The organism is Pseudomonas sp. 05N434, from assembly GCF_056396965.1.
Window position 1 is genome coordinate 1 of the sequence record NZ_JBFTMK010000932.1, and the last position, 1,030, is coordinate 1,030.

The window sequence follows — 1,030 nt, forward strand, 5'->3', positions numbered from 1 at the left end:
GGTTTGGTCGGGCAAAATTTGGTGGCACGTTTAAAAAGCCGCGGATACACTGACATCGTGGTGCTCGACAAACACCGAACGAACCTCGCCATATTAAAGTCTGTTCACCCAGAATTGACTATTGAGTATGCGGACCTTTCAAAAAAAGGTAGTTGGAGCGAACACTTTGTTGGCTCGGCAGTGGTCGTCATGCTACAAGCTCAAATCGGTGGCAATATCTATCAAGAATTCGTACAAAACAATGTGATTTCAACACGCCTAATACTGGACTTGATAAAAGCCAATCCGAACATGCACCTTGTTCACATTAGCTCGTCTGTACTGGAATCTAAAGCCGACGACTTCTATACGCAAACAAAGCGTGAACAAGAAGAATTGGTATTAGCCAGCAATATTTCCTGCCCGATTCTTCGACCCACCCTTATGTATGGCTGGTTTGACCGCAAGCACCTCGGCTGGCTTGCCCGCTTCATGAAAAAAACGCCAGTGTACCCAATCCCCGGCGACGGTAAGTTTATGCGCCAGCCTCTTTACGCCGGTGACTTCTCCAACATCATTATCAATTGTATCGAGCAGCAAGAAAAACAAGGTATTTTCAATATTTCCGGACATGAAAAAATTGATTACATTGATATCATCCGCGAAATAAAACGAGTGACTCACTCGAAAACAAAAATCGTGAAAATACCCTATACACTTTTTTATGCCTTGCTTTGGATGTGGGCACTCGTTGATAAAAACCCGCCCTTTACAACGCAACAGTTAGCGGCCCTGAGTACAAAAGATGAGTTTGAAGTCATCGACTGGCCTTCAATCTTTGGGGTTCCCTACACCCCCTTTGCCATCGCCATAGACGAAACATTTAATAATCCAACTTATAGCAATATTGTGCTGGAATTTTAATGATGGGACAGCGAATCGCCGTATTAGGCGCAGGACCAATGGGATTGGCAGGTCACTTCGCAAAGCGCACTGGGCAAGGCCGTTAATTATCTGGCAAGCATCTGGAGCCGGCTGGAGCGTTACGTGG

The 1,030-nt window shown here is 45.5% G+C and carries 1 protein-coding gene; it reads left to right on the top strand.

Features of this window, described 5'->3' with window-relative positions; genetic code table 11:
• Positions 1-903 (top strand): NAD-dependent epimerase/dehydratase family protein (locus AC1DLB_RS30825; protein ID WP_477786382.1); only part of this gene is annotated, 903 nt, incomplete at its 5' end.
• Positions 904-1,030 lie beyond the last annotated feature (127 nt).